15 protein-coding genes are annotated in these 18,145 nt (G+C 70.8%); 3 read left to right on the forward strand and 12 right to left on the reverse strand.

All coding sequences use genetic code 11. From position 1 onward, the window contains the following. Nucleotides 1-105: 105 nt before the first annotated feature. The 5 genes from OHA88_RS20365 to OHA88_RS20385 form a co-directional block, all read right to left on the reverse strand. On the reverse strand, nucleotides 106-1,095 hold the full coding sequence (locus OHA88_RS20365; protein ID WP_030914454.1) for a malate dehydrogenase: 990 nt from the start codon (nucleotides 1,093-1,095) through the stop codon (nucleotides 106-108). A 179-nt stretch (nucleotides 1,096-1,274) separates the two neighbouring features. Further along, complete coding sequence (locus OHA88_RS20370) at nucleotides 1,275-2,390, reverse strand: XRE family transcriptional regulator (protein ID WP_328626585.1); 1,116 nt, start codon at nucleotides 2,388-2,390, stop codon at nucleotides 1,275-1,277. 472 nt (nucleotides 2,391-2,862) lie between these two features. Further along, nucleotides 2,863-4,083: an NADP-dependent isocitrate dehydrogenase gene (locus OHA88_RS20375; RefSeq protein WP_328626586.1), complete on the reverse strand. Its 1,221-nt coding sequence runs from the start codon at nucleotides 4,081-4,083 to the stop codon at nucleotides 2,863-2,865. A 206-nt stretch (nucleotides 4,084-4,289) separates the two neighbouring features. Further along, nucleotides 4,290-5,003 carry a DUF3017 domain-containing protein gene (locus OHA88_RS20380; RefSeq protein ID WP_328626587.1) on the reverse strand — a complete coding sequence of 238 codons (714 nt, stop codon included), beginning with the start codon at nucleotides 5,001-5,003 and terminating at the stop codon, nucleotides 4,290-4,292. Nucleotides 5,004-5,032: 29 nt separating this feature from the next. Next, nucleotides 5,033-5,911: a bifunctional methylenetetrahydrofolate dehydrogenase/methenyltetrahydrofolate cyclohydrolase gene (locus tag OHA88_RS20385; RefSeq protein WP_328626588.1), complete on the reverse strand. Its 879-nt coding sequence runs from the start codon at nucleotides 5,909-5,911 to the stop codon at nucleotides 5,033-5,035. A 237-nt stretch (nucleotides 5,912-6,148) separates the two neighbouring features. Here OHA88_RS20385 and OHA88_RS20390 point away from each other — a divergent pair, with 237 nt between their 5' ends. Further along, a complete protein-coding gene (locus OHA88_RS20390; protein ID WP_328626589.1) occupies nucleotides 6,149-6,721 on the forward strand; it encodes a hypothetical protein in 573 nt (190 codons plus the stop codon). A gap of 150 nt (nucleotides 6,722-6,871) precedes the next feature. Here the strand turns inward: OHA88_RS20390 and purH are convergent, their stop codons facing one another. After that, nucleotides 6,872-8,425: a bifunctional phosphoribosylaminoimidazolecarboxamide formyltransferase/IMP cyclohydrolase gene (gene purH / locus OHA88_RS20395; RefSeq protein ID WP_326627951.1), complete on the reverse strand. Its 1,554-nt coding sequence runs from the start codon at nucleotides 8,423-8,425 to the stop codon at nucleotides 6,872-6,874. Next, the gene (gene purN / locus OHA88_RS20400) at nucleotides 8,412-9,068 is read right to left on the reverse strand and encodes a phosphoribosylglycinamide formyltransferase (RefSeq protein ID WP_267002817.1); all 657 of its coding nucleotides are present in this window, start codon (nucleotides 9,066-9,068) and stop codon (nucleotides 8,412-8,414) included. Before purN ends, purH begins: the two co-directional genes overlap by 14 nt. Nucleotides 9,069-9,426: 358 nt before the next feature. On the opposite strand from purN, the gene OHA88_RS20405 reads away from it, so the two are divergent. Then, nucleotides 9,427-10,326, forward strand: coding sequence for a hypothetical protein (locus tag OHA88_RS20405; RefSeq protein WP_328626590.1), 900 nt, complete (start codon nucleotides 9,427-9,429; stop codon nucleotides 10,324-10,326). Here OHA88_RS20405 and OHA88_RS20410 read toward each other — a convergent pair. After that, nucleotides 10,316-12,004, reverse strand: coding sequence for a cell division protein PerM (locus tag OHA88_RS20410; protein WP_328626591.1), 1,689 nt, complete (start codon nucleotides 12,002-12,004; stop codon nucleotides 10,316-10,318). The genes OHA88_RS20405 and OHA88_RS20410 overlap by 11 nt on opposite strands. A gap of 241 nt (nucleotides 12,005-12,245) precedes the next feature. On the opposite strand from OHA88_RS20410, the gene OHA88_RS20415 reads away from it, so the two are divergent. Further along, entirely contained in the window at nucleotides 12,246-13,160 is a 915-nt protein-coding gene (locus tag OHA88_RS20415) for a DNA-directed RNA polymerase sigma-70 factor (RefSeq protein ID WP_328626592.1), read from the forward strand. Nucleotides 13,161-13,312: 152 nt separating this feature from the next. On the opposite strand, the gene sucD is transcribed toward OHA88_RS20415, so the two are convergent. The 4 genes from sucD to OHA88_RS20435 form a co-directional block, all read right to left on the reverse strand. Further along, a complete protein-coding gene (gene sucD, locus OHA88_RS20420; protein ID WP_030914424.1) occupies nucleotides 13,313-14,197 on the reverse strand; it encodes a succinate--CoA ligase subunit alpha in 885 nt (294 codons plus the stop codon). A gap of 20 nt (nucleotides 14,198-14,217) precedes the next feature. Continuing rightward, on the reverse strand, nucleotides 14,218-15,399 hold the full coding sequence (sucC, locus tag OHA88_RS20425) for an ADP-forming succinate--CoA ligase subunit beta (RefSeq protein WP_328626593.1): 1,182 nt from the start codon (nucleotides 15,397-15,399) through the stop codon (nucleotides 14,218-14,220). A gap of 360 nt (nucleotides 15,400-15,759) precedes the next feature. Next, complete coding sequence (locus OHA88_RS20430; protein ID WP_328626594.1) at nucleotides 15,760-16,944, reverse strand: hypothetical protein; 1,185 nt, start codon at nucleotides 16,942-16,944, stop codon at nucleotides 15,760-15,762. A gap of 106 nt (nucleotides 16,945-17,050) precedes the next feature. Further along, the gene (locus tag OHA88_RS20435; protein WP_328626595.1) at nucleotides 17,051-18,109 is read right to left on the reverse strand and encodes a hypothetical protein; all 1,059 of its coding nucleotides are present in this window, start codon (nucleotides 18,107-18,109) and stop codon (nucleotides 17,051-17,053) included. Between the last annotated feature and the right edge of the window lie 36 nt (nucleotides 18,110-18,145).

An 18,145-nucleotide genomic window follows, 5' to 3' on the forward strand; every position in this document is an offset into this window, starting at 1 on the left:
GTTCCCACCCACGGCCGTTCCCGCCGACGGCCATCTGCGAACGCAGCCGCCCCCGGCAGCGACTGCTGCCGGGGGCGGTGAGGTACGCGCCAGGAGGCGTACGGATCAGATCAGACCGAGCTCGCGAACCGCGTCGCGCTCCTCGGCGAGCTCCTGCACCGACGCGTCGATGCGCGTGCGGGAGAACTCGTTGATGTCCAGGCCCTGGACGATCTCGTACTTGCCGTCCTTCGTGGTGACCGGGAAGGACGAGATGAGGCCCTCGGGCACACCGTAGGAACCGTCCGACGGGATACCCATCGAGGTCCAGTCGCCGGGGGCGGTGCCGTTGACCCAGGTGTACACGTGGTCGATGGCGGCGTTGGCGGCCGAGGCGGCCGAGGACGCGCCACGGGCCTCGATGATCGCGGCGCCGCGCTTGGCGACGGTCGGGATGAAGGTGTCCGCCAGCCACGCCTCGTCGTTGACGAGCTCGGCGGCGTTCTTGCCGGCCACCTCCGCGTGGAAGATGTCCGGGTACTGGGTCGCCGAGTGGTTGCCCCAGATCGTCAGCTTCTTGATGTCGGAGACGGCGGCGCCGGTCTTGGCGGCCAGCTGCGAGATCGCGCGGTTGTGGTCCAGACGGGTCATCGCGGTGAAGCGCTCGGCCGGTACGTCCGGGGCGGCGGCCTGCGCGATGAGCGCGTTGGTGTTGGCCGGGTTGCCGACGACGAGGACCTTGATGTCGTCCGCGGCGTTGTCGTTGATCGCCTTGCCCTGCGGCTTGAAGATGCCACCGTTGGCGGAGAGCAGGTCGCCGCGCTCCATGCCCTTCGTACGGGGGCGGGCGCCGACGAGCAGAGCGACGTTGGCACCGGCGAAGCCGACGTTGGCGTCGTCCGTGATCTCGATGTTGCGCAGCAGCGGGAAGGCGCAGTCGTCGAGCTCCATCGCGGTGCCCTCGGCGGCCTTCAGACCCTGCGGGATCTCCAGGAGGCGCAGGTTGACCGGCACGTCCGGGCCGAGCAGGTGGCCGGAGGCGATGCGGAAGAGCAGCGCGTAGCCGATCTGGCCGGCTGCGCCGGTCACGGTGACATTCACGGGAGTGCGGGTCATGGCGATCTCCGTTAGACAGCTGGCGGTGGGGGTCCCTGCCCCTGGTGCTGGATATCCCCTGAATCTTGATGTGAAGAGATATCCAGCGATCAGGCTATCCGACCCGGAACCTCCCGGCCGCCCGGCCCCCTGTGGCACCGCACACAACCGGTCACGCACCGCTCATCGCGACCCGCGTCTCATCCGGCAGAGTCGGTGGTGCACCCCTTCGCCCCGGACGCGAGCGTCGCGCAGGCCCTGGCGTCCGCGGCCTTCTTGACGGCGACCATGGGGGTGTACGCGTCCGTGTCCGTGCCGGCGTCCACCGCGCCGCGCTGCCCCGCGTCCGCGCCTGCGGTGATCCGGACCGTGTCGCCCGGAGTGGCCCTGGTGATCCGGGCCCACGCCGCGGCACACGTCTCGCTGTAGCGCACCTCGACGAGACTTCCGCCGACCGTGACACTTTCGGCCGTACGGGCGAACCCGCCGCCGCACCCCATGTCCTCCGGGTCCTTCCCCGTGCAGTCGGCACCGCTGCACCTGACGCCGTCCGGCAGCTCGGGCGCGCTCGGGCTCGGCGACGCCGACGGGGTGGCGGCGTCCTTCCTGTCGTTGTCGTCACCGCCCGGGCCGGTCAGGAGTACCGCGGCGGCTATCACCATCAGCGCGCCCACCACGCCGGCGAGGAACACGGTGAGCTTGCGGCGGTCGACCGGCTTCCGCGGACCGCCGCCTTGTTGCGGCTGCGGTGGCTGCGGCGGCCGTCCCCCTGCAGCGGATCCGTATGTGTCTGTGTATCCGGCACCCGGGCGCGCCTGTGACTGCTGCGGCACGCGCGGGGACGTCCCGCGCTGAATCGGTACGGACGGTGCGCGGCCCCCGTCGCTTCCACCCGCGCCCCGGTCCGTATCCGCGTCCGTGGCTGTGCCGGTGACCGCTGAGCGGCGGCTCCCGCCATGGCCCACCGGACTCGGCCCGAACTCGCCCAGCGCCGCGCGCGCCTGGGCGATCCGGATGCCCTCCATCGTCATGTCGTGGCGCATCTCGGCGCGGCTCCAGGCCCGCTCCGCCAGCTCCCACATGGTCGTCAGGTGCACCTGATCGGTATCCGTGGCCTCGGCGAGAGCGACGATCGCCCCTTTGGGCGCGAGCAGCCGGCCGTTCAGATAGCGCTCCCACGAGGTCTTGCTGTAGCCCGTGCGGTCAGCAACCGCGGCGATGCTCAGACCACTGCGGTCGATGAGTCTGCGGAGCTGGCCGGCAAACTCCCTGACCTGTGGATCGAGTTCATCCGGTAGTGCCTTCCAACGAGGCATTACTTCCCCCTCAATTCCCCCGAACGTGCGTGATGTGCCCCGCTCTGTCGTTCCCCCCTTGTCCCGATACGGCGGTCTACCGTTCCGGACTACCCAGGAGGATGCACAAAGGCAGCCGGTCAGTTCCTGGAAAGAGAGCGCACCGAGTCATTCGGGAGTTCGGCTCGCACCGTCGAGCGCCCCCTGCCCCGCGCTGCGTTGCCGTGCCGGTCTGCCACCGTTGCGCGGCGATCACACCGTGGCGGAATGGTCACTTCCGTGCCACAGGCCACAGGGTTTCCTTGAACCGTCGTTCCTCCTCGACGAGGCTGGATCCGGGTCGGGGCAAGGCCGCTCAAGTCACCACTTTCCGGAGCTCCTTCGCTCCTGCGGGCCCCGGCCGCCGGTGTCCGTCCCTTCTCGGGGGAGGGGACGGACACCACCTGGCGGGCGGCAGGCCGCCGCGCGGAAGCCAGGCCCGCTCGGGCAGGACTCAGCGGGATGCCATCTCCTTCTGCAGGTTGACGTCCAGCGCGTCCAGGAACTGTTCCGTGGTCAGCCAGGGGGCGTCCTCGGAGATCAGCAGCGCCAGGTCCTTTGTCATCCGGCCGCCCTCGACGGTCTCGACGCAGACCCTCTCCAGTGCCTCGGCGAACGTGATGACCTCGGGCGTGCCGTCCAGCTTGCCGCGGTGCGCGAGACCGCGGGTCCAGGCGAAGACCGACGCGATCGGGTTGGTCGACGTCGCCCTGCCCTGCTGGTGCCGGCGGTAGTGGCGGGTGACCGTGCCGTGTGCGGCCTCCGCCTCGACGGTCCTGCCGTCGGGCGACATGAGGACCGACGTCATCAGGCCGAGCGAGCCGAAGCCCTGCGCCACAATGTCGGACTGGACGTCACCGTCGTAGTTCTTGCACGCCCAGACGTAGCCGCCCTCCCACTTGAGCGCCGAGGCGACCATGTCGTCGATCAGACGGTGCTCGTAGGTGAGTCCGGCCTTCGCGAACTCCGCACCGAACTCGGCGTCGAAGACCTCCTGGAAGATGTCCTTGAAGCGGCCGTCGTACTTCTTGAGGATCGTGTTCTTCGTGGACATGTACACCGGGTACCCGCGGTCCAGGCCGTAGCGGAACGAGGTGCGCGCGAAGTCGCGGATCGACTCGTCGTGGTTGTACATCGACAGTGCGACGCCGGCGTCCGGGAACTCGTGGACCTCGACCTCGACCGGCTCGGAGCCGTCCTTCGGGGTGAACGTCATGGTGAGCGTGCCCGGGCCCGGGATCTTCAGGTCGGTGGCACGGTACTGGTCGCCGAAGGCGTGACGGCCGACGACGATGGGCTTGGTCCAGCCCGGGACGAGCCGCGGCACGTTCTCCATGATGATCGGCTCTCGGAAGACGACGCCGCCGAGGATGTTGCGGATCGTGCCGTTCGGCGAGCGGTACATGGCCTTCAGACCGAACTCCTCGACCCGGCCCTCGTCCGGCGTGATCGTGGCGCACTTGACCCCTACGCCGTACTGCTTGATGGCGTGGGCGGCGTCGACCGTGACCTGGTCGTTGGTGGCGTCGCGGTGCTCGATGCCCAGATCGAAGTACTTCAGCTCGACATCGAGGTACGGGAGGATCAGCTTGTCCTTGATGAAGGACCAGATGATGCGGGTCATCTCGTCACCGTCGAGCTCGACGACGGGGTTGACCACCTTGATCTTGACCATGGAGTGGAACGTCCCTTCCGCGCTTCGGTCAATTTATCTCGACGCCAAGATACTCGACATCGAGATAGATGGCCACGGTCCGCTGCCCAAAAGCCGCGGCCCCCTCGCACCCGGTGCGGGTGGCGAGGGGGCCGGTTCGGCGTTACGAGGAGTACGCGGCGTCCTGGACGCACTCGGCGCCGGACGTACCGGGCGCCGTACGGGAGTCAGCGGATCGTGAAGCGGACCGCGTGCTCCAGGAACGGTACGTCCAGCCACGGCTTGGGCTGCGCCACGAGTGCGAGCAGCACGATCAGAACGCCCAGCAGTCCGTACGTCACCAGGTCGGTGAACCGGGAACGGACCGCCAGCATGCCCACCGAGGGGACCACGCAGCGCAGCACGGCTCCACCGATGAGAGCGACGCCGATCAGTATCGTGCCGATCCTGAAGGCCTCGGCGAAGGGGTTGACGGCCACGATCAGCAGGCCGATCCCGGCCGTGCAGAGCACGGCGAGCAGCGGCCACTGGCGGGCCGGGGCCGGCGCGTCCCCGGACGCCGCCCTGCCGCCGCCCTCGGGGCGCGCAGTGTCCCGGGTGAACGAGGGGAACCGTCGCGACGGGCGGGGCCCGACAGGCGGACCACCGCTGGGAACGGAGTCGCCGGGGGCGGGTTCGCCGGCAGCGGGGTCGCTGCTGCCGGAGCCGACGCCCGCGGCTTCGGCCGTCGCTTCGGCACTGGTTTCGCCATCCGCGACTTCGGCATCCGTAGCCTCTTCGCCCGCAGGCCCGGCGTCCGGGCCCTCGACCGCAGCGCTCACGCCCTCGCCCGGCACGCCCTCGGCACGCTCATCCGCACCGCGCGCGCCTCCGCCCGGCGGCACCGGAATCGTCCGGTCCGCCGCAGCGGCCGGGTCGGCCGGACTCGTACCAGCACCCATGAGGTTCCTTCCGGATCAGGTCGGTCGGCTCAGTCGGCGGAGACGGAAGCCGCGGCGGCCGCATCGCGCTCGGCCGCCTCGACCACGTTGACGAGCAGCTGGGCACGGGTCATCGGGCCGACACCGCCCGGGTTCGGGGAGATCCACGCGGCGACCTCGGCCACCCCGGGGTGCACATCGCCGACGATCTTCCCCTCCTCGTCCCGGCTGACGCCGACGTCGAGCACGGCCGCGCCCGGCTTCACGTACTCGGGCCTGATGATGTGCGGCGAACCCGCGGCGGCGACGATGATGTCGGCCTGCTTGAGCTGGGCGGCGAGGTCACGCGTGCCGGTGTGGCACTGGGTGACGGTGGCGTTCTCGGACTTACGGGTCAGCAGCAGCGGGATCGAGCGGCCGATGGTGACACCGCGGCCGACGACCACGACGTGCGCCCCGTTGATCTCGACGTCGTGGTGGCGGAGCAGCTGGACGACGCCCTGCGGGGTGCACGGCAGCGGGCCCGTCTCGTTCAGGACGAGCCGGCCGAGGTTCATCGGGTGCAGACCGTCGGCGTCCTTGACCGGGTCCATCAGTTCCAGGACACGGTTGGTGTCGATGCCCTTGGGGAGGGGAAGCTGCACGATGTACCCCGTGCAGTCGGGGTTGGCGTTGAGCTCCCGTACGACGTCCTCGATCTCCTCCTGGGTGGCGGTGTCGGGGAGTTCGCGCTGGATGGAGCCGATGCCGACCTGCGCGCAGTCGCGGTGCTTGCCGTTCACGTACCACCTGCTGCCCGGGTCGTCCCCGACGAGCAGGGTTCCCAGGCCAGGGGTGATGCCCTGCGCCTTGAGGGCCGCCACGCGGACGGTCAGATCGGACTTGATCGCGGCTGCGGTGGCCTTGCCATCGAGAATCTGGGCAGTCATAGTGCCCATCCTCGCGGATGACCCCGCCCGCATACCAATTCTGGGTCCCCACGGTGGCCCGTAGATTGCGCTTGCACAACACATACGGCAATCGACTGGACAAAAAGCCGATGTCAAGACCACGATGAGCCGCGCAGTATCGCGGGCAGTGTCGGGGGGACAGGCCGTTCTGATTGCGCATGATTCCTCCGCCCGGACCGCGTCGTCCCCGCACTTTCGCAACGGAGGAATTTCGCCATGAGCAACGGCGACCCGAACAACCCCTACGGCCAGCAGCCGGGCGGGCAGCCGGGCTACGGCTACCCCCAGCAGGCCCCGCAGGGCGTGCCCCAGCAGGGCTACGGCTACCCCGCGGCCCCGCCCGTCCAGCCCGGTTACGGCTTCCCGGGCGCCCCGGTCGAGATGCCGGGCGGCGTGAAGGCGGCCCGCGTGATGCTGTGGGTCGTCGCCGCCTTCCAGATCATTGGCGCCATCATCGCGTTCGCAGGCATGGGTGCGGTCGACGACGCCGTCAACAACGCCGGCTCCACCGCCGACACCGAAACGATCGCCAACTTCGGCAAGGGCCTCCTGGCGTTTGTCGCCGTGCTCGCGCTTATCTTCGCCGGGCTCTCGGTCGCGCTCGCGCTCAAGATGAAGACCGGTGGCAATGCCACCCGTGTCTGCGCCATCGTTTACGGCGCCTTCATCTGCCTCGGCGGCATCTTCCAGCTGCCCCTGGGCATCGTCACCATCGCGCTCGGCGTCCTGATCATCGTCTTCGTGGCGAAGTCGGACGGGGCCGCTTGGTTCCAGCGACCGCGCGCCTGAGCCGACCAACCGCAACAGTCGACTCGCCTCGCAGCCGCAGATATTGACCGAAGGCCGTAACCCGCTCACGGGTTACGGCCTTCAGTCGTGTCCGTACGGCGGTCGCCGGGACGAGACGGCTACCGGCACGGATCCGGCGCGCCCATCCCGTCAGTGGAAGAAGTGCCGCGTACCCGTGAAGTACATCGTCACGCCCGCCTTCTTCGCGGCCTCGACGACCAGCTCGTCACGGACCGAACCGCCGGGCTGGGCCACGGCCTTGATGCCGGCCGCGGTCAGGATCTCCAGGCCGTCCGGGAACGGGAAGAACGCGTCGGAAGCGGCGTACGCTCCTCGCGCACGCTCCTCGCCCGCCCGCTCGACGGCGAGCTTCGCGGAGTCGACGCGGTTGACCTGACCCATGCCGACGCCGACCGAGGCGCCGCCCTTGGCGAGCAGGATCGCGTTGGACTTGACCGCGCGGCAGGCCTTCCAGGCGAACGCGAGCTCGGCGAGCTCGTCCTCGGAGAGCGCCTCACCGGTGGCGAGGGTCCAGTTGGCCGGGTCGTCGCCGTCGGCCTGGAGCCGGTCGGTGACCTGGAGCAGCGCGCCGCCGTCGATCGGCTTGACCTCGACCGTGGAGGTCGGGGCGTCGGGGCAGCGCAGCACGCGGATGTTCTTCTTGCGGGCGAGGATCTCGACCGCGCCGTCCTCGTACGCCGGGGCGACGATGACCTCGGTGAAGATCTCCGCGACCTGCTCGGCCATGGCGACGGTCACCGGACGGTTGACGGCGATGACACCGCCGAAGGCCGACAGCGGGTCGCAGGCGTGCGCGTTGCGGTGCGCCTCGGCGACGTCGTCGGCGATCGCGATGCCGCACGGGTTGGCGTGCTTGATGATCGCGACGCACGGCTCGGCGTGGTCGTACGCGGCACGGCGCGCTGCGTCCGTGTCCGTGTAGTTGTTGTACGACATCTCCTTGCCGTGCAGCTGCTCCGCCTCGGCCAGGCCGCCGGCGCCGGAGGTGTAGAGCGCGGCGGGCTGGTGCGGGTTCTCGCCGTACCGCAGGACGTTGCTGCGCTCGTACGTCGCACCGAAGAAGTCGGGGAAGCCCGAGTCGTCGGCGGCGGCGTAGTCGTCCGCGAACCAGGAGGCGACAGCCACGTCGTAGGCGGCCGTGTGCTGGAACGCCTCGGCGGCGAGCCGCTTGCGGGTCGTCAGGTCGAAGCCGCCCGCCTTGACCGCGGCGAGGACGTCGGCGTACCGCTCGGGGCTCGTGACGACGGCCACGGACGGATGGTTCTTGGCCGCGGCGCGGACCATCGACGGTCCGCCGATGTCGATCTGCTCCACGCACTCGTCGGCGGAGGCGCCGGAGGCGACGGTCTCCTTGAACGGGTACAGGTTGACGACGACGAGGTCGAAGGGCTCGACACCGAGCTCGGCGAGCTGCTCACGGTGGGCGTCCAGGCGCAGGTCGGCGAGGATGCCGGCGTGCACGCGCGGGTGCAGCGTCTTGACACGGCCGTCAAGGCACTCGGGGAAGCCGGTGAGCTCCTCGACCTTGGTGACCGGCACGCCGGCGGCGGCGATCTTCCCGGCGGTCGAACCGGTGGAGACGAGCTCGACGCCCGCCTCGTGCAGACCGCGGGCGAGGTCTTCGAGCCCCGTCTTGTCGTAGACACTGACCAGGGCGCGGCGGATGGGCTTATTCACCGACATGACCGAGATGAACCTTTCGTCCCTCAATGCGATAGCCGTTACGGGCGAGCCGCCCCACGACCTCGACGAGCAGCTTGCGCTCGACTTCCTTGATGCGTTCATGGAGAGCGGCTTCGCCCTCCGGCGTGTCCTCTTCGGTCACCTCGACCACGCCCTGCGCGATGATCGGACCGGTGTCGACGCCGTCGTCGACGAAGTGGACGGTGCACCCGGTGACCTTCGCGCCGTATGCGAGGGCGTCACGCACCCCGTGGGCACCGGGAAAGCTGGGGAGCAGGGCGGGGTGTGTGTTGACGAACCGGCCGCCGAACTCGGCGAGGAACCGCTTGCCCACGATCTTCATGAAGCCCGCGGACACCACGAGGTCCGGGCGGTGCGCGGCAGTGGCGGCGGCGAGCGCCGCGTCCCACTCCTCGCGGGTGGCGTAGTCCTTGACCTTGCAGACGAAGGTCGGCAGCCCGGCGCGCTCCGCCCGTTCCAGACCGACGATGTTGTCGCGGTCGGCGCCGACCGCGACGACCTGGGCGCCGAAGCCCGCAGGGTCGTCGCCGATCGCATCGAGCAGGGCTTGGAGGTTCGTACCGGAACCGGAGACCAGCACGACCAGGCGGGCCGGAGCGGCGGAGGGGGGCGGGGAGGCCACGGCTGGGCCCTTTCTCGCGTGGTGAAGCAGAGCGACGCTGTTTGTAGGGTCGTTATTTGTAGGGTCGTACGAAAGAATCGCGCCCCTCGATACGGGGAACTCTACGAAGGAGCCGACCGTCAGCAACGATACCGGCACATCGGGGGACCCCCACGGGACGGGGGTGAGGGGCCGGATCGCAGGGGAGATCCAAGGGAGATCGAGGGGGAGATCGCACAGGGAGGGGGTCCGGGCGGCAGATATCGGCCTCCGGCGCCGCACTCCCCGCTTTCGGCCCCTCCTGGCCGGGAGGTAGCGTCAGGGGACAGCGAACCGTCCGTCAGGGCGGAAATGACGAGATGGGGAAGACGTTCACCATATGCCGGACCGACGCCGCCGCACCGCCTTCCGCCACCCGCTGCCCGAGCGGGCCTCACTGCTGCTGCGGGAACGCCAGTCCCCGACGGGCTCCTCCTCGGATCCTTCGGATTCGCCGGATTCCTCGAACAAGAAGGACGACAACCCCTTCGCGCCACCGCCGGAGAACCGCCCCGACCAGCCGTGGCGGCCGCGCCACCCGTCGCCCGGTGCGAACGGGAGCGGAGGCGACGGTGCGAACGGGAACGGCGATGGGTCGTCCGAGGGCGGCTCGTCCGACGACCGGCCGGCCTGGGGCAGCCAGTGGAGCAGCCACCAGCCGGGCCGCCAGAGCGGCGGCTTCGGCGGCCGTCCGGGCGGCCAGGCCGGACCGAACGGCCCAGGCGGTCAGGGCGGCCCCGAGGGCGGCCCCGGCGGACTGCGCTGGGACCCGACCGACCCCGCCCAGCGGCGCGCCCGCTACGCGCTGCTCTCCGGCATGTGGGCCTTCTTCTTCGCGATCTTCGATTTCCCGGAGATCGCCCTCCTCCTCGGCGCACTCGCCGTGTACTGGTCGATCAGCTCGCTGCGTGCCAAGCCGAGGAGTGCAACGGCGGCGGAGAGCACCCACAGGGCTGCCGGTACGGGTTCCGGTTCCGCTCCGGCCGGGGGCCCGGCTCCCGGAGCCGGGACTGCCGCCCCGTACGCACAGAGCCAGGGCAGGCCGCAGACGACGGCTGCCGTCAGCGGCCTCGTCACGGCGCTGCTCGCCCTCTCGATCGTCGCAATGACGTTCACGGTGCAGCTGGTCTACCGCGACTACTACACCTGCGTGAACGACGCTCTCACCAAGTCCGGACAGCTGGCCTGCAACGACCTGCTGCCGAAGCCGCTGGAGCCGTTCTTCGGCGTCAAGAACTAGCGCTTTCCGGACTGCTCGTCGGCCCGGCCTCCGGAGGCCGGGCCGACGGCGTCCCGGGGCGCTTGGAGAGCGATACCCAGCGGGAACCCCCGGCGGTCCAGGGGGAATCCCCGGCCGCCCGCTCGTGCCACGGGTCGGTCGGCAGAAAGTCGTACGGCTCAGCGCCCGCATCCCCCTCGTACCAGGACTCCGCGCCGGGCACGGGCGCCGACGTCGAGGCCGGCGAAGGCGGAGACACGGGGACGGAACCGACCCCGGCCGGGGATCCGGTTCGGGTTCCGGTTTCCGTGCCCGTTCCGGTGCCGGGTACTGGCTCCGATGCCCCGGCCGCATCCTCGCCCCGACGCCTGCGCCACCGCCGCGTACCGCCCCGCTGCCGCTCCGAAACCTCTGTATCCGCCGGGGAGGGAAGCACCGACCCGGCCTCCCCTGTCCCGCTGCCGTGCTGCCGCAGCCGCCAGGCCCTCAGCAGCAGCGCCCCGGGTACCCCGATCAGCGCCGTCCACGCCGGCGCCGCCGCCCCCGTGAGCCACCAGACCGGGCCGAACTCGGCCAGCGCCCCGGTACCCATCGGTCCGCCCGCCGCCGCGGCCAGCGCCGCCGTCCCGACGCCGCAGCCCACCGCCGCGAGGGCAGCCGTCAGCGCGGTCTCCCACAGGCTGCGCGCCTCCCCGTTACGTCCGGTGAACCGGGCGATCGTCACCCCGGCCGCGACCGGCACCGCCACGGCCGCCCAGTTCAGGAGCGTCCCGGGGCCGTGGGCCGGTACCGCTGCCAGCAGGGGGAAGTCCGGCAGCGCCGGTCGCCCGGTGAAGGCGAGCGGGGTGGCCGTGGACGCCGTACCGACTGCGAAGCCGGGCCCGAGCCCATAGGCAGCACCCCACACCGCCGCGTTCGGCACGAGCGCCATCGCGAGCAGCAGCACCGCGGACCGGCCCGCCCAGTCGCCGGAGAGCCCCAGGAACGACGCCTGCACCTGCTCCGCATGCCACACCAGTGATGCCGCGACCAGCAGCGCGCCGCCGCCCAGCAGCACCGCCGTCCCGGCCGCCGCCGACCGGAACACCGCCTCCGCCCGCACCGCGAACCGGGTCCGCGCCATCGCCTCGTGCAGCCGCACCGGCGCCCAGGACGGCGGCCCGACCGGCCGCCCGGCCGCCGTCCACACCCCTGCCCCCGCCGCACCCGCCACCACGGGAACCAGCGGGAACAGGAGCGAAGACGGCTGCGCAACCATAGAGCCGCTCTTCGCACAGAACGCGACAACCGCCACGACCAGCAGATATCCGCCCGTCACCAGGCAGAAGACGCTCCCGGCCGAGGTCGGGGTGCGCCCCTCGTCGTCGGGCTCCATCACATCGCGGGCGGCCCGATGCACCAGCCACAGCAGCACCGCGGTGACCAGCAGCGGGACAACACCGACGGGGGCGGGGGTGCCGCTGAGGGTGTCGGTTCTGACGAGTTCGGCGCCCTGTGCCAGCAGCCAGATCCCCGCTGCCGCGTGGAAGGCGCCGCCGGGGCCGCTGTCGGAGGACGGGGAGCTGATCCACACCATCATGACGAGCACAGCCAGCGAGCCGAGCCCGAGCCCGCCGGCAAGCACGCCCCGCAGAAAGGCGGAGACCAGCACGGCGGACCGGCCCCGCTCAGCCGACAACGACGGGGTGCGTTCGGTCATTTGGGTCACATCGCAATGCTCCCAACGACACGCACTTTTTTCGTGTAACGGGCGAATAGCCGCTGTGTCGCTCAATATACGTTTATGTACTTTTCGGCCCGATACGGGTCCGCATACGGGTCCGCCAGGGGGCCTTCATGACTCACAGCGCCACCGATGCGGCCACCCCCTCCCCGCTGCCCTCCTCCTAGGAGCTGCGCAGCCTCCGGCCGCCCGAACCCAAGCCACCGGGAGCACCACCATGGCCCCGACCGACCCCGGCACCACCCGGGACCAGCCCACCCCACCCGTCTCCTCCACCCCAACAGCCCTCGCGGTCTCCACCTCCCCTGGCCCCACCCCCGCCGAGGCATTCGATGCCCTCTACGTCGGCCTCGCCACCGCCCTCTTCCGGCAGACGTATCTGCTGACCGGTCGCCGGAACCTCGCCAAGGAGTCCGTCGAGCGGGCCTTCGAGCAGGCCTGGCAGCGCTGGCCCGAGGTGGCGGTCGACCGGGATCCGGCCGGCTGGGTGCGGGCGGCCGCGTACGAGTACGCGATGTCGCCCTGGCACCGGCTGCGCCGCGCCCACCGCCACCCCGACCCGCAGTCGGAGGTCGATCCCCGCTCGCGTGCCCTGCTCGACGCGCTGCTCGACCTGCCGCCGGCGTACCGGCGCACCCTGCTGCTCCACGACGGGATCGGCCTGGACCTGCCGGATGCCGCAGCGGAGACGGAGGCGAGCACCGTGGCGGCGGCGGGCAGGCTGATGACCGCGCGGGCCGCGGTCGCCGAGCGGATGCCCGAGTTGGCGACCCCGCTCTCACCCGCCGAGGAGTCCGCGCTGTTTCACGAACAGCTGGGCACGCTCGCCCACGCCCAGCCCGTGGCACCGCTGCTCACTCCCCATGCGGTCCGCACCGCCGGCGAGAACAAGGCCAGACTCTGGACGCAGGCGGCCATCGCCCTCACGGCACTGCTCATCGGCCTCGCGGCGGTCACCATGGTGACCGCTCCGCCGCGGTACGAGACACCGCCGTCGCCCGCCGAACAGGTCGGGGGCGTGCCGCCCCGCGGCGGTCCGCAGCAGCTGACATGGCAGGACCTGGACATGCAGAAGAAGCTCGACGACGAGCTCGTTCACGGCCCCGCGCGGCTCGTCCCGGAAGTACGGTGACCGACCTTCGTCGCTCCGGAATCGAACCCGGATCAAAACGGCGCGGGCCCGTACCCCTGAAGAGGGATACGGGCCCGCGCCGTCCGTGCAGTGACGCGACACAGCGGTACACGCAGTATCAGCGATACAGCGGATCAGCTGCGATGCAGCTGTCAGGCACCGAGGATCTCGCGCGCCAGCTTGGCGGTCTCGGTCGGCGTCTTGCCGACCTTGACGCCTGCGGCCTCGAGGGCCTCCTTCTTCGCCTGGGCGGTGCCCGAGGAACCGGAGACGATGGCGCCGGCGTGGCCCATGGTCTTGCCCTCGGGGGCGGTGAAGCCCGCGACGTAGCCGACGACCGGCTTGGTGACGTTCTTCGCGATGAAGTCCGCCGCACGCTCCTCGGCGTCGCCACCGATCTCGCCGATCATGACGATCAGGTCGGTCTCGGGGTCGGCCTCGAACGCCTCCAGGGCGTCGATGTGCGTCGTGCCGATGACCGGGTCGCCACCGATGCCGACGGCGGACGAGAAGCCGATGTCACGGAGCTCGTACATCATCTGGTAGGTCAGCGTGCCGGACTTCGACACGAGACCGATGCGGCCGGGCTTGGTGATGTCGCCCGGGATGATGCCGGCGTTGGACTGGCCGGGGGTGATCAGGCCGGGGCAGTTCGGGCCGATGATCCGGGTCTTGTTGCCCTTCGAGCCGGCGTACGCCCAGAAGGCGGCCGAGTCGTGGACGGCGATGCCCTCGGTGATCACGACGGCGAGGGGGATCTCGGCGTCGATCGCCTCGACGACGGCGGCCTTGGCGAAGGCCGGCGGCACGAAGAGGACGGACACGTTCGCGCCCGTCTTCTCCATCGCCTCGGCGACGGAGCCGAAGACCGGTACCTCGGTGCCGTCGAAGTCGACGGTCGTGCCGGCCTTGCGCGGGTTCACGCCACCGACGATGTTGGTGCCGTCGGCGAGCATGAGCTTGGTGTGCTTCATGCCGGTGGCACCGGTCATCCCCTGGACGATGACCTTGCTGTCCTTGGTGAGGAAGATAGCCATGGTGTTGGAGTCCCTCGTCCTTACTTCGCAGCCGCGGCGAGCTCAGCGGCCTTGTCGGCCGCACCGTCCATGGTGTCCACGCGCTGCACGAGCGGGTGGTTGGCGTCGGAAAGGATCTTGCGACCCAGCTCCGCGTTGTTGCCGTCGAGGCGCACGACCAGCGGCTTGGTGACCTCTTCGCCCTTCGACTTCAGAAGCTCCAGGGCCTGGACGATGCCGTTGGCGACCTCGTCGCAGGCGGTGATGCCACCGAAGACGTTGACGAAGACGGACTTGACGTCCGAGTCGCCGAGGATGATCTCGAGGCCGTTCGCCATGACCTCGGCGGAGGCGCCGCCACCGATGTCGAGGAAGTTGGCGGGCTTCACGTTGCCGTGGTGCTCACCGGCGTACGCGACGACGTCCAGGGTCGACATGACCAGACCGGCACCGTTACCGATGATGCCGACCTCGCCGTCGAGCTTGACGTAGTTGAGGTTCTTGGCCTTGGCGGCAGCCTCGAGCGGGTTGGCTGCGGCCTTGTCCTCGAGGGCCTCGTGGCTCGGCTGACGGAAGTCGGCGTTCTCGTCGAGAGACACCTTGCCGTCCAGCGCCAGGACGTCGCCGGAGGCGACCTTGGCGAGCGGGTTGACCTCGACGAGGAGCGCGTCCTCGGCGACGAAGGTGTCCCACAGCGTCACCATGACCTCGGCGACCTTCTCGGCCACCTCGGCCGGGAACTTCGCCTGGGCGACGATCTCGCGGGCCTTCTCGATCGTGACTCCGGTGTTGGAGTCGACCGGGACCTTCGCGAGGGCCTCGGGGGTCTTCTCCGCGACCTCCTCGATGTCCATGCCACCCTGCACCGAGGCCATGGCCAGGAAGGTGCGGTTGGTGCGGTCGAGGAGGTACGAGACGTAGTACTCCTCAAGAATCTCCGGCGCGGTCTCGGCGATCATCACCTTGTGGACCGTGTGGCCCTTGATGTCCATGCCGAGGATGTCGGTCGCACGGGCGACCGCCTCGTCGGGGGTGGCGGCCAGCTTGACGCCGCCGGCCTTGCCGCGACCGCCAACCTTCACCTGCGCCTTGACGACAGACTTGCCGCCCAGCCGCTCGGTCGCCTCGCGGGCTGCCTCAGGCGTGTCAATGACTTCACCGGCCAGCACCGGTACACCGTGCTTGGCGAAGAGGTCCCTCGCCTGGTACTCGAACAGGTCCACGCGCGTCCGTCCCTTTTCAGTGGTCTCGCGGTTCGTTTTCAGCGTGGGCGTGCCGCGAGGGGCAACGTGACTGCTCTGTCACAAGGAAAGCGCACACGGTGTCCGGGTACGCGGCATGTCCATCCCGCAGGTTATCCCCGAGCTCCACAGGACCCTAAATCGCAGCTCACACCTGGGCGGTGATTACGGTCACAGATCACGCTGGTAGCCGGGTCGCAGTGGACAAAACGGCAGGTGCGCGGTGGTGGGAAGAGGGGACCCGGGGCCGGGCGGTGCCCGCGGTCCGGACGGAGTGGTCCGAACACGACGGGGAACCGCCCGGCGACGGGCCGGGAACTGCCCTCAGAGGTCCGAGAGGTCTCAGATCCCCAGGGCCCGGTACGCCGGAGCGGTGAAGGACGGCACCGCGTCGGTGACGAAGTCGGGGGCGATCGATGTCAGACCCTGCGCACCGTGCACCGCGTTTTCGACGGTCGGGCGCGCGTCGCCGCCCGCCGTGCCCGCGAGCCCGCCCGCGAACGGCTGCGCCTGCGCGCCGACACCCTGCGCCAGCGGCATCACCTGGGTCGCGACGCCCTGTGCGAACGGGGCGACCGCGTCCCCGGTCAGCCCTTGAGCCAACGGCTGCACCCCGGAGACGACACCCCCCGCGAACGGCTGGACGTCGGAGACGACTGCCCCGGCGAACGGCTGGACATCGGAGACAACACCCCCGGCGAACGGCTGCACCGCGCCGACCGCGCCGTACGTCAGCGGCTGGACCTCGGCCGTGACGCCGTGCACGAAGGGCAGGGCGGCCTGCTCGACGACGCCGTCGGCGAACGGAGCGACCTCGGAGACCACACCCCGAACCAGGGTGCCGACGTCTCCGAGCGCCCGGTCGACGACCGGCAGCACCGCGGAGACCGCCTCGGCGACGATGGGCGGGAGCACGGCGTCGGAGGTCTGACCGACGACCGGCCCGGCCTCTGTGAGAGCGCCCTGGGCCGCGCCCGTGACGGTGCCCTGCGCGGTGGTCGCGGCGCCGGAGGCGCTGCTCTGCACGTAGCCGGGGATCTGCTCGATCGGGCCGAAGAGGTAATCGATCGGCGCGTCGGGCGCGGCCGGGACGTCGTAGCCGGGGAGGCCCTGCAGGTCCTGCAGCGCGTTTGCGCCGGACAGACCGGACAGGTCCTGCACGGCCTGTGCGTCCTGGGCGTCCACGCCGTCGGCGTGGTCGACGGCGCCCGTGAGCTTGCCCGTGACGCCGGTGACCTGGTGCTCGATGCCGCCCGTCACGCGGTCGACCTGCCCGGTGGCCTTGGCGCCCGGGGCGGACGTTGCTTGCGCGGCCACGGCGCCGGCAGCTGCCTTCGCCCCGGCGGTCTCCGTCTGCACGGTGTCCTTGAGCTCCGCGACCCCGTCGACCGCGTCGGCCGCGTTGTCGGGGGTGGAGAGCGGCGCGAAGACGGGCAGCTCGTCCGCACTGGCTACAGCGGTCCCGAGGGCCCACATTCCGGTGGCCGTGGCGGCGACTGCTATGGAACGGCGGATGTTCTGGTGCATGTGTGTCAGATCCTTCGAATACGTTTCGACGGTCCGGAGTCGTCCGGACAGCGGGCAGACCTGTTCCGCCCCCGCGCGGCAGGTCGAGGCGGGGGAACGGCCTGCCCTAGCCGGGGAATTCGAGGATGTCGCCGGACCTGTCGCGCATCGGGGCGACGGTCGCCGGAAGACCGGCACCGCGTATGAGCCCGAAGGAGGTACCGCCCGCGAACGGAACGGCGTGCTGTTCGCCGCCGCGTGGCCCATGGGCCTCGGTGCTGGAGGGGTGACCGGAGCCACCACGGGGATCGAAGGGCGCCCGCTCGGGTGCCGGTCCGTACCGCGGCGCGGGGACTCGGCTGTCCGTCCCGCTCGCGGAGGTGCCGTTCAGCAGGGCTCCGGGGTTCCGGCCCCGGTCGGCCTCAGAGGTGTACCCGCAGACCGGACGCGGTGCGGGTGCGGCAGCGTGCGCGCCGCCGCCGGTGGAACCGTGGCCCGGGCGCCCCTCGGCAGGGGGATCGACGGCTGTGAGGGGAAGCAGCAGCCGGGCGGGCAGCGCCCATACGTCCGGGAGCACCCCGGCAGCACTGTCGACGGCCGTCCCGACACCCTCCACCGCCTCGCCGACCGGCCGGACGAGATACCGGACGGTCTCCCGCGTCGTCGTGACAACCGACCGGGCACCGGCAACGGCGACGGACGTCGCGGTGTCGGTGGAAACGGACGTCGTGGCGGAAGTGGCGGGGGTGGCAGAGGTGGCGGAGACGGAGAAGGTGGACGCGGAGGCGCTGGAAGCCGAAGTGGCGGAAGCGGGGTCGGTGGAAGCGGCCATCGACCTGGCGTGCGTTTCAGCGATCGGCGCGCCCGAAGGCCCTGCGGCCGGAGCGTGTGTCGGCACCGGGGCGGAGGCGTCCGGGAGCCCCTTCGCCGCTTCGGCGTTCGGGACGTCCATCGGCTCGGCCGCCGCATCGGCGCCCCTGTCCTGCGCCCCGGCCCCGTGCGCGACTGCCGTCCCCGCGGCGGGAAGCGACGGGACGGGTGCCTGCGCCGCGTGTGCCTCGGCTCCGAAGATGAGGCCGAGGGCCAGCAGTCCGCCGAGGAACAGCACCACCTGCAGCGCGCGCCGGCCGACCGACGCGCGCACCGGGCGCGGGTCGGCGACAGAACGAACAGCTGCAGCGGTCACGTCGGAGTGAGCCCTCCCTGATGGCGCGGGGTGCGG

It is taken from the genome of Streptomyces sp. NBC_00353, assembly GCF_036108815.1.
Taxonomy (GTDB): Bacteria; Actinomycetota; Actinomycetes; order Streptomycetales; family Streptomycetaceae; genus Streptomyces.

Coding starts and splice junctions, on each gene's coding strand:
- OHA88_RS20385 (WP_328626588.1), bottom strand. CDS start 5,911: ATGACTGCCCAGATTCTCGATGGCAAGGCCACCGCAGCCGCGATCAAG.
- purH (WP_326627951.1), bottom strand. CDS start 8,425: ATGTCGGTGAATAAGCCCATCCGCCGCGCCCTGGTCAGTGTCTACGAC.
- OHA88_RS20405 (WP_328626590.1), top strand. CDS start 9,427: ATGCCGGACCGACGCCGCCGCACCGCCTTCCGCCACCCGCTGCCCGAG.
- OHA88_RS20375 (WP_328626586.1), bottom strand. CDS start 4,083: ATGGTCAAGATCAAGGTGGTCAACCCCGTCGTCGAGCTCGACGGTGAC.
- OHA88_RS20370 (WP_328626585.1), bottom strand. CDS start 2,390: ATGCCTCGTTGGAAGGCACTACCGGATGAACTCGATCCACAGGTCAGG.
- OHA88_RS20430 (WP_328626594.1), bottom strand. CDS start 16,944: ATGCACCAGAACATCCGCCGTTCCATAGCAGTCGCCGCCACGGCCACC.
- sucD (WP_030914424.1), bottom strand. CDS start 14,197: ATGGCTATCTTCCTCACCAAGGACAGCAAGGTCATCGTCCAGGGGATG.
- OHA88_RS20410 (WP_328626591.1), bottom strand. CDS start 12,004: ATGACCGAACGCACCCCGTCGTTGTCGGCTGAGCGGGGCCGGTCCGCC.
- OHA88_RS20380 (WP_328626587.1), bottom strand. CDS start 5,003: ATGGGTGCTGGTACGAGTCCGGCCGACCCGGCCGCTGCGGCGGACCGG.
- OHA88_RS20365 (WP_030914454.1), bottom strand. CDS start 1,095: ATGACCCGCACTCCCGTGAATGTCACCGTGACCGGCGCAGCCGGCCAG.
- OHA88_RS20390 (WP_328626589.1), top strand. CDS start 6,149: ATGAGCAACGGCGACCCGAACAACCCCTACGGCCAGCAGCCGGGCGGG.
- OHA88_RS20415 (WP_328626592.1), top strand. CDS start 12,246: ATGGCCCCGACCGACCCCGGCACCACCCGGGACCAGCCCACCCCACCC.